Annotated in this window: 7 protein-coding genes; 2 read left to right on the forward strand and 5 right to left on the reverse strand. The window is 71.8% G+C overall.

Annotated features, from left to right (window positions below; translation table 11 throughout):
• Positions 1-1,107 (forward strand): class E sortase (locus VR45_RS07770; RefSeq protein WP_045938927.1); only part of this gene is annotated, 1,107 nt, incomplete at its 5' end.
• 34 nt (positions 1,108-1,141) lie between these two features.
• Positions 1,142-1,942 carry a class E sortase gene (locus VR45_RS07775; protein ID WP_045938928.1) on the forward strand — a complete coding sequence of 267 codons (801 nt, stop codon included), beginning with the start codon at positions 1,142-1,144 and terminating at the stop codon, positions 1,940-1,942.
• Positions 1,943-2,227: 285 nt separating this feature from the next.
• Here VR45_RS07775 and pknB read toward each other — a convergent pair whose 3' ends face one another.
• The 5 genes from pknB to VR45_RS07800 form a co-directional block, all read right to left on the reverse strand.
• Complete coding sequence (gene pknB / locus VR45_RS07780) at positions 2,228-4,393, reverse strand: Stk1 family PASTA domain-containing Ser/Thr kinase (protein WP_063772431.1); 2,166 nt, start codon at positions 4,391-4,393, stop codon at positions 2,228-2,230.
• 275 nt (positions 4,394-4,668) lie between these two features.
• Positions 4,669-6,126: a penicillin-binding protein 2 gene (locus VR45_RS07785; RefSeq protein WP_045938929.1), complete on the reverse strand. Its 1,458-nt coding sequence runs from the start codon at positions 6,124-6,126 to the stop codon at positions 4,669-4,671.
• A complete protein-coding gene (locus tag VR45_RS07790; protein WP_078896310.1) occupies positions 6,123-7,592 on the reverse strand; it encodes an FtsW/RodA/SpoVE family cell cycle protein in 1,470 nt (489 codons plus the stop codon). Before VR45_RS07790 ends, VR45_RS07785 begins: the two co-directional genes overlap by 4 nt.
• Positions 7,593-7,734: 142 nt before the next feature.
• Positions 7,735-9,408: a protein phosphatase 2C domain-containing protein gene (locus VR45_RS07795; RefSeq protein ID WP_052708922.1), complete on the reverse strand. Its 1,674-nt coding sequence runs from the start codon at positions 9,406-9,408 to the stop codon at positions 7,735-7,737.
• A 53-nt stretch (positions 9,409-9,461) separates the two neighbouring features.
• Positions 9,462-9,997 (reverse strand): FHA domain-containing protein (locus tag VR45_RS07800; protein WP_063772432.1); only part of this gene is annotated, 536 nt, incomplete at its 5' end.

Raw genomic sequence — 9,997 nt, forward strand, 5'->3', positions numbered from 1 at the left:
CAGCCCCAGCAGCCCCAGCAGCCCCAGCCGGGCCAGCAGGGCCAGTACCAGTCCTACGACCCGTACCAGGCCGAGCCGGTCCACCCCGGCCGGGGCCGGGACGGGAGTTCCGGCGCGGACCGGGTCTGGCCGGCGCAGCCCGGGGCCGAGGACGGCTGGGGCGTCTACGAGCCGGCCGCGCCGCCCGTCGCGCCGGTGCCGGCCGAGGCGGTGCTGTCGGCGCCGTCCGCGCCGGACGCGACCGGGACGGTGCTCGCCGCCGCCGAGACGGTCACCATGGCCGCCGTGGCCGGTGAGCGGCAGCCGCCCGCCCCGGGCGGCCGGGCCGAGCGCCGCCGTGCCGCGCAGGGGCGCGGTCGGCGCCGGGCGGGCGGCCGGGCCGCGGCCGGTCCCCGGGCCAAGGAGCCGGCGGCGGTGGTCTTCGCCCGGTTCCTCGGGGAGCTGTGCATCACCCTCGGCCTGGTGATGCTGCTCTTCGTCTCGTACCAGCTCTGGTGGACCAATGTGCAGGCCGACGCGGCCGCCGACGGTGCCCGCAACCGGCTCGAGGAGCAGTTCGACGCGGGCCCGGCCCAGGGCGCCCCGGCGCCGGGACAGCCGGCACCGGACCCGGCCAAACCGGAGACCTTCGAGCCCGGCAAGGGCTTCGCCATCATCCACCTGCCGAAGCTCGGCCAGAAGTTCCCGATCGCCGAGGGCACCGCCAAGGCCCCCGTGCTCGACAAGGGCCTGGTGGGGCACTACTCCGGCACCGGCATGCCGGCCGACAAGGCGGGCAACTTCGCGCTGGCCGCGCACCGCAACACGCACGGCGAGCCGTTCCGCCGGATCAACCAGCTCGGCAAGGGCGACAAGATCGTGGTGGAGACCGCGACCGCGTACTACACCTACGAGGTCACCGGGGGCATCCCGGAGACGCCGCCGTCCAATGTGAGTGTGATCAAGCCGGTGCCGAACGGCGCCGGCTACACCGGTCCTGGCCGGTACATCACGCTGACCACGTGCACCCCGGAGTTCAGCTCCAAGGCGCGCCTGATCGTGTTTGGCAAGATGATCGAGGAAAGGCCGCGCAGCCAGGGCAAGCCGGCCGCCCTCACGGGGGGCTGACCGCGAGCGGGCGGGCGACGACAGAGGGAGAGACGTGACCCAGGGGACCGAGCCGGTGGCCGAGGAGGCCGCTCGCCGACGCCGCGGGCGGGGCGGCTGGGCGCTGGCCGTCCTGGGTGTCGTCGGCGAGCTGCTGATCACCCTGGGGCTGGTGCTCGGCCTGTTCGTCACCTACTCGCTGTGGTGGACCGACGTGCTGGCGGACCGCTCCGCCTCGGCGGCCTCGGACCAGCTGCGCGAGTCCTGGGCGACCGGGGCCCCGGCCGCTCCCCCGTCCGGCACCCCGTCGGCCGGGCCGTCCGCCGCCACCGGTGCCACCGGTGCCACCGCGCCGTCCTACGCGGCGGGTGACGGGATCGGCTTCCTGCACGTCCCGGCGATGGGCCGGGACAACCAGGTGATGATCCGGATGGGCACCGACACGGCGACCCTGGCCGAGGGCGTGGCCGGGGTGTACGAGCAGCCGTACCGCTCGGCGATGCCCTGGGACGAGTCCGGCAACTTCGCGCTGGCCGCGCACCGGGACGGGCACGGGGCGAAGTTCCACGAGCTCGACGCCGTCGGCAAGGGCGACGCGATCGTGGTCGAGACCCGTGACAAGTGGTACGTCTACCGGGTCGACAGCACCCTGCCGGAGACGTCCAAGTACGACACCGGCATCGTCGCCCCGGTGCCGAAGGGCTCCGGGTACACCGGTCCCGGCCGGTACATCACGCTGACCACCTGTACCCCGGTCTACACCTCGCGCTACCGGATGGCGGTCTGGGGGAGCCTGGTGCGGGTGGACGACATGGACGCCGCGCGCACTCCGCCCGCGGAGCTGCGGCAGCGCTGAGGCCCGCGCGAAGGCCCCCGGGGGACGCCCCGGGGGCCTTCGCGTGTCTTCCGGGCCCCGCTGGGCCAGTTGCTGGCCTTCCCGGCCCTCCGTGGGCCTCCGGCGGCCCTGCATGGGCCGTGCGGGCCCTCCAGGGGCCGCTAGAGGCCCACGGAGGGCCGCACGGCCCCGGTGAACGCCCGAGGGCCCGTCGACGCGGTGTCGACGGGCCCTCGGGCTCACTGCCGGGATCAACTCAGCCGGTCGGTCCGGCCCCGAGGGGCTCAGAACCAGGGGAACCAGGGCTTAGTTGTTGGGTCCCCCTTTGGTGTTGCTGGGGGTGGGGAGGCCGGGGATCCCGGGGACGGTCGGTGGGTCGCTCCCTTTGGGCGGATCCACCGCCTTGGTCATCAGCCCGACCGAGGTGTTCGGGTCCACCTGGGTCCCGGCCTGCGGGTTGGAGGCGATCACCGTGGCGTTGGGGTCCTGCGGGCCCTGGACGACGGTGTACTGGAGGCCCATCCCCTGGAGGGTCTTGATGGCCTCCTTGAGCTGGACGTTCTGCAGCGGGGGGACCGAGACCTTCTCCGGCGCCTTGAAGATGGTCAGCGTGATCTTGGTGTTGGCCGGCTGCTTGCCGCCGGCCGGGTTCTGCGAGGCGACCGTGTTGACCTTGGCGGGCTCGTTGGTCGTCTGCGTCTTCGAGGAGTCCACCTGGAAGCCGGCGCTGGTCAGCGCGGCCTCGGCGGCCTCCTTCTGCTGGCCGACCACGCTCGGCACATTGATCTTGGCCTTGCCCTGCGAGACCGTCAGCTTGACCGGGGCGGTCGGGTCGGCGGCGCCACTGGCCGGGTCCTGCGTGAGCACCTGGTCCAGCGGGGCGTTGTCGTCGTCCTTGTAGTCGGTCGTCACATTGGTGAAGCCGGCGTCGGTGAGCGCCTTGACCGCCTGCTCCTTGGACTTGCCGACCACGTTGGGCACGGCGCTCTTGGCCGGACCCGAGGACAGCTGCACGGTGATCGTGGCGGCCTCGGCGACCTGGTTGCCGGCCGTCGGGGTCTGCGTGCAGACCTGGTCCTTCTTCACGTTGGCGTCCGGGCAGGCGATCTTGTCGCCCTCGGTGACCACCAGCTTGGGACCGGCCTGGGCGACGAGCGCCTTGGCCTCGGCCAGGGTCTTGCCGACGAGGCCGGGCGCCGTGATCTTCACGGCCTCCTTCTTGTCCTCGCCGCCCTTCTTGTTGCCGAACATCGCCTGGGCGACGAAGAAGGTGCCGACCAGGACCAGCACGGCGGCGACCGCCAGCACGATCCAGGAGGTGTTGCTCTTCTTCGGCGGCTCCTCGCCGCGTCGGCCGCCACGGCCGTAACCGTCGTCGTAGCCGTCGTTGCCACCGGCCCCGGGGGCGCCGGCGTAGGTCTGGCCGTAGCCGTCGTCGTAGCCGGGCTGGGGCTGGGCGGCGTAGCCGGCCGGAGCGGCCTGCGGCAGGACGGTGGTCGGACCGCCGGGGCCCTGCTGCGGCAGCAGATTGGTCTGGCCGTACGGGTCGTGCTGCGGGTAGCCGTTCTGGTCGTAGCCGTACCCGGCCGCGCCCATGCCGTACGCGGCGGCCTGCTGGGCGGCGGCCACCGGCAGGCCGTCGAGGAAGCGCTCGATGTCGTCGCGCATCTCGTCGGCGCTCTGGTAGCGGTAGTCGCGGTCCTTGGCGAGCGCCTTGAGCACGATCGCGTCGACCTCGGGGCGCACCTCGGGGTCGAAGACGGACGGCGGCTGCGCCTCTTCCCGGACGTGCTGGTAGGCGACCGCGACGGGGGAGTCGCCGACGAACGGCGGGCGCACCGTGAGCAGCTCGTAGAGCAGGCAGCCGGTGGAGTAGAGGTCGGAGCGGGCGTCCACCTGCTCGCCCTTGGCCTGCTCCGGGGAGAGGTACTGGGCGGTGCCGATGACGGCGGAGGTCTGCGTCATCGTCATGCCGGCGTCGCCCATCGCCCGGGCGATGCCGAAGTCCATCACCTTGACGTTGCCCTGGCGGGTGAGCATGACGTTGGCGGGCTTGATGTCGCGGTGCACGATGCCGGCCCGGTGGGAGTACTCCAGGGCCTGGAGGATGCCGATGGTCATCTCCAGCGCGCGCTCCGGCAGCAGCCGGCGGCCGGAGTGCAGCAGCTCCCGCAGCGTGGACCCCTCGACGTACTCCATCACGATGTACGGGATGGAGATGCCGTCGATGTAGTCCTCGCCGGTGTCGTACACGGCGACGATCGCGGGGTGGTTCAACGACGCCGCGGACTGTGCCTCGCGGCGGAATCGGGCTTGGAAGGACGGATCGCGGGCCATGTCGGCCCGGAGCGTCTTCACGGCGACGGAGCGGCCGAGCCTGGTGTCATGGCCGAGGTACACCTCGGCCATGCCGCCGCGCCCGAGGACGCCGCCGAGCTCGTACCTGCCGCCGAGGCGACGAGGCTCTTCCATAGTTGCGACCCTCTCCCTCACCCGCCGGTGAGGTTGTGACGTAGGTGTCCCCGCACGCTCCCTGTGACGCCGTCCGGGCCCCGGATGGTTCTGCGGTCAGGACCGGTTCGGCACCGCACGGACGGCAACGGGTACACCCGCTGCTGCGGACACGCTACCGGTCGGACCGTACCGGACCCGAGTCGGCCGTAGGCCGATATCAGACCGGTATCCGGACCCGGGGTGCCGATCGTGACATTTCCCTCACCCGCCGCCGGCTCCCGTCACGGCTCCTGTCACTTGCCGAGGACGGCCTGCATCACGGACTTCGCGATCGGTGCGGCCAGCCGGCCGCCGCTGATCCCGTCGCGGTTGTTGGAGCCGTCCTCGACGACCACCGCGACCGCGACCGTGCGGCCGTCGGAGGCCTTGGCGTAGGAGGTGAACCAGGCGAACGGCAGGCCCGCGTTGCCCTCGCCGTGCTGGGCGGTACCGGTCTTGCCGCCGACGGTGACGCCCGGGATCTTCGCGTTCTTGCCGGTGCCGTTCTCGACCACCGAGACCATCAGGTCCTGCATCTTCTGCGCGGTGGCCGGGCTGATCGGCTGCGAGAACTGCTTCTCGCTGTGCTTGGAGATGGTGGTCAGCGAGGCGGAGCGCTCCTCGGCGACCAGGTACGGCTGCATCAGCGAGCCGTTGTTGGCGATCGCCGCGGAGACCATCGCCATCTGCAGCGGGGTGGCCTGGGTGTCGTGCTGGCCGATCGAGTCCTGGGCGGTGCCGTCCGGGGTGGAGTTGGACGGGAAGACGCTCTTCTCGGACCGGATCGGGGTGTCCACGGTGCTGTTGAAGCCGAACTTCTCGGCCTGCACCCGCATCTTGTCCTTGCCGAGGTCGGCGCCGATCTTGGCGAAGACGGTGTTGCAGGACTGGTCCATGCCGGACTTGATCGTGGCGTTGCCGCACTGCTCCCGGTCGGACTCGTTCTTCAGCACGAAGTTGGTGCCCGGCAGGGTGTACGGGTCCGGGGTCGCGGTCTGGTCGTCGATGTTCTGGTAGAGGCCGTTCTCGAACGCCGCCGAGGCCGTGACCAGCTTGAACGTCGAGCCGGGCGGGTAGGTCTCGCGCAGCGCCCGGTTGAGCATCGGCTTGTTCGGGTCGGCGTTGAGGTCGGTCCAGGCTTTGGAGTCGGTGGACTCGTTGCCCGCGAAGCTCGCCGGGTCGTAGGACGGCGTGGAGACCAGGGCCAGGATCGCGCCGGTCTTCGGGTCGAGCGCGACGACCGCGCCCTTCTTGTTGCCGAGCCCCTCGAAGGCCGCCTTCTGGGCCTTGGAGTTGATCGTGGTGACCACGTCGCCGCCGCGCTTCTGCTCCCCGGTCAGCATGTCCAGGGTGTTGCGGAAGAACAGCCGGTCGTCGCTGCCGGAGAGGACGCCGTCCTCCAGCTGCTCCAGCTGGCTGGCGCCGAAGGCCTGCGAGGAGTAGCCGGTGACCGGGGCGTACATCTGCGGGTCCGTCCAGGACCGCTTGTACTTGTAGCGCAGGCCGTCCACGAAGGTGGACTGGGTGATCGGCTGGCCGTCGACGATGATGTTGCCGCGCGGGTAGGCGTAGCGGTCGTAGACCTGCCGCTTGTTGTACTTGTTGCTCGCCCAGGCGTCGGCCTGCACCCCCTGGATCCAGTTGGTGCGCACCATGAGGGCCAGGATCAGCACGAGGCAGAAGATCGAGACCCGGCGGATCGGCTTGTTCACGAGGCGGTGCCCCCCTGGATCTCGGGCGTCGGGGTGGGCTCCACCCCGGGACGGCGGGCGTTGTCGCTGATCTTCAGCAGGATCGCGACCAGTGCCCAGTTGGCGACCACCGAGGACCCGCCCTGGGCGAGGAACGGCATGGTCATACCGGTCAGCGGGATCAGGCCGGTGACACCGCCGGCGACCACGAACACCTGCAGCGCCATCGCGGAGGAGAGCCCGACCGCGAAGAGCTTGCCGAAGGGGTCGCGGGCGGCGACCGCGGTGCGCAGACCGCGCTGGATCAGCAGGGCGTAGAGCATGAAGATCGCCATCATGCCGGTGAGCCCGAGCTCCTCGCCGAAGGAGCCGAGGATGAAGTCGCTCTTGGCGGCGAAGTCGATCAGCCAGGAGCGGCCCTGGCCGAGGCCGGAGCCGGTCACCCCGCCGGAGCCGAGCGCCATCAGTGACTGCCCGATCTGCTCGGTGGCCCCCTGCGGCGGCTTCGGGGCGAAGGCGGCCATCGGGTCGAGCCAGGCGTCGATGCGGGTCTTGACGTGGCTGGCGGTGGAGGCCACCGCGACCGCGCCGCCGACCGACATCAGCAGGCCGACGACGATCCAGCTGGTCCGCTCGGTGGCGACGTAGAGCATCACCACGAACAGGCCGAAGTACAGGAAGGAGGAGCCGAGGTCGTTCTCGAAGATCAGGATCAGCAGGCTGAGCAGCCAGATCACGATGATCGGGCCGAGGTCGCGGCCGCGCGGCAGGTACAGGCCCATGAAACGGCGGCTGGCCAGCGCCAGGGCGTCGCGCTTGACCATCAGGTAGCCGGCGAAGAACACCGTCAGGATGATCTTGGCGAACTCACCGGGCTGGATCGAGAAGGCGCCCATCCGGATCCAGATCTTGGCGCCGAGGTCCTCCTTGCGCTCCGGGAAGAACGCCGGGGCGGCGAGCAGCACCAGGGCCACCGCCATCGAGATGTAGGTGTAGCGCTGCAGGACCCGGTGGTCCTTCAGGAAGACCATCACCACGATGAAGAACGCGATGCCCAGACCCGACCACATCAGCTGGTTGGAGGCGGCCGGGAAGTTGTTGTGCAGCAGCGGCCCGGCCTTGTCCAGCCGCCAGATCATCACCACGCCGAGCCCGTTCAGCAGGGTGGCGATCGGCAGCATCAGCGGGTCCGCGTACGGCGCGAACTTCCGCATCAGCAGGTGGGCGATCAGGGCGAGCGCGCCCATGCCCAGGCCGTAGCCGAGCATCCCGGCGGGCAGCTTGTCGTCCATCGCCAGGCCCACGTTGGCGTACGCCAGGACCGGCAGCAGCACCGCGAACGCCAGCATCGCCAGCTCGGTGTTGCGCCGGTTCGGCGTCGCCTGCGGCGAGATGGTGGTGTTGCGGCGGCGCCGCGAGGACGCGCGGTCGGCCGGCACACCGGCGGACCGGCTGTTCGGATCGCTGCTCACATCGAAGGTACTCATGCTCCCGCCTCGCTCCGCTCGGCCGGGGCATCCGCCCACACGCGCTTCTCGATAGCTCTGCTGCTTCGCTCACTCAGGTGCCGGCCGCCCCGGGACGGCCGGACGGGCCCGCGCGGGGCGGGCCCGTGTCGGGTCGCCTCCGTCACGACTTCGGGCAGGAGTCGGCGCGCTGCCGCTCCTCGTCGCTCAGGCCGGGCAGGTCGCTCTGCGGGGCCGCCGGGGCCGCGGCACCCTGGCTGGGCGCGACGGGGGCCGGGGCGGTGGTGCTCGGCGTGCTCGGACTCGGGGTGGTCGTGGGGACGCCGGCCGCCGGGGCGCGTCCGGACGCGGACGGGCTGGGCGCGGTGGTCGCCGTCACGAACCCGGCGTGCGTCGCCACGGTTCCGGCGGCGGCCTGCTGGGTCGGCTGGCCGGTCGCCGGGGTGCCGCCCGGGGTGGACAGGCTGCCGGCGGTGGCCCGGATGTCGGAGACCTTGCGGCAGAACGCGGCCTGCTCGCCCAGCTTCTTCACCTTGTCGTCGGCGTCGCCGAGGCTGCTCGCCGAGATGGTGTTGGTGACGTGGGTGCGCTGGTCCTGCGGGAGGTACTTGAGCTCGATGTCCTTGTACGGGGTGTGCACCGAGGACAGGCTCAGTCCGGCCAGGCTCTGGTTCACGCCCTGGAATACCGCGACGTGGTCGCCCTCGGCGCCGACGTAGTACTGGCTCTGGGTCCACTGGTAGCCGAAGAAGCCGCCCGCGCCCAGCAGGCCCACGGTGACCAGGCCGACCAGCGAGAACGCCAGCGCCCGGTTCTTGCGCTTGGGCCGCCGGGGCGCGTCGTCGTCGTAGTCCTCGGTCCCGTGGACCGAGGGCTCGGCGGAGCCGCCCTCCGGGTAGCCGCCGGCCGGGCCGAACCCGGCGTCGGGGTGGCCGGCGCCGTAGCCCTCGGCGGGGCCGAAGGCGCCCTGCGGGCCGCGGCCGAGCCCGGCGGCGCGGCCGGCCGGGGTGTCGCGGATCGACTGGTCCGCGGCGGTCGAGGACGGCGGGGTCTCGGCGACCGCGCCGACCACCACCGGCACGTCGTTGAACCGGCCGCTGAGGGTGTCCGTGGCGCCGACGTCGAGGACGTCCGCGACGATGCAGGTGATGTTGTCCGGGCCGCCGCCGCGCAGCGCGAGCTGGATCAGCTCCTGCACGGTCTGCTCGGGCGAGTAGTAGCTGCCCAGGGTGTCCTGGAGGGTCTGGTGGCTGACCGGGCCGGAGAGGCCGTCGGAGCAGATCAGATAGCGGTCGCCGGCCCGGACCTCGCGGATCGAGAGATCCGGTTCGACCTGGCCCCGGCCGTCCAGCGCGCGCATCAGCAGCGAGCGCTGCGGGTGGGTCTCGGCCTCCTCCGGAGTGATCCGGCCCTCGTCGACCAGCCGCTGCACCCAGGTGTGGTCCTGGGTGATCTGCACCAGCGAGCCGTCCCGCAGCAGGTAGGCGCGGGAGTCCCCGACGTGGACCAGGCCCATCCGCTGGCCGGTCCAGAGCATCGCGGTGAGGGTGCAGCCCATGCCTTCGAGCTGCGGGTCCTCCTCGACCATCTGCCGGAGCCGGTCGTTGGCGCCCTGGACCGCGTCGCCGAGGAGGGTCAGCAGATCGGCGCCCGGCACGTCCTCGTCCAGGCGGACGATCGAGCCGAGCACCTCGGAGGAAGCGACCTCACCGGCCGCCGCCCCGCCCATGCCGTCGGCCACGGCCAGCAGCCGCGGGCCGGCATAGCCGGAGTCCTCGTTCCCCTCCCGGATCAGTCCCTTGTGGGAGCCGGCGGCGAAGCGCAGCACCAGGGTCATGCGACCTGTGCCCCCCTCTGGGTCATGGACGGGATGCTGTCCCTCATGCGCTACTACTTCCGCAGTTCGATGACGGTCCTGCCGATACGGATCGGCATGCCCGGCTGGAGCGGGGTCGGCGCGGTCAGGCGCTGACGGTCCAGATAGGTGCCGTTGGTGGAGCCTAGATCCTCCACCGTCCACTGCCCAGTCTGGTCGGGATAGATCCTGGCATGCCGGGAGGACGCGTAGTCGTCGTCCAGCACGATGGTGGAGTCGTGCGCCCGGCCCAGGGTGATGGTCTGGCCCTGCAGCGCGACGGTGGTCCCGGCCAGGGAGCCCTGCACCACGACCAGCTGGGTCGGGGCGCCGCGACGGCGCCCGCCGCCCTGGGTCGGCGGACCGCCGGCCGGGGGCTGGCCCTGCGGGGCCCGCCCGGCCGCACCGGCCGCGGGCGCCGCCGCGGTGGCGCCGCCGCCCCGGCGGGAGGACCGGGGGTTCACCCTGGTTCCGAAGAGGTCGCTGCGGATCACCTGGACCGCGACGATCACGAACAGCCACAGCACGGCCAGGAAGCCCAGCCGCATGACCGTGAGGGTCAGTTCTGACA

The organism is Streptomyces sp. NRRL S-495 (assembly GCF_000966955.1).
Lineage (GTDB): Bacteria > Actinomycetota > Actinomycetes > Streptomycetales > Streptomycetaceae > Kitasatospora > Kitasatospora purpeofusca.

Coding starts and splice junctions, on each gene's coding strand:
- pknB (WP_063772431.1), bottom strand. CDS start 4,393: ATGGAAGAGCCTCGTCGCCTCGGCGGCAGGTACGAGCTCGGCGGCGTC.
- VR45_RS07790 (WP_078896310.1), bottom strand. CDS start 7,592: ATGAGTACCTTCGATGTGAGCAGCGATCCGAACAGCCGGTCCGCCGGT.
- VR45_RS07795 (WP_052708922.1), bottom strand. CDS start 9,408: ATGACCCTGGTGCTGCGCTTCGCCGCCGGCTCCCACAAGGGACTGATC.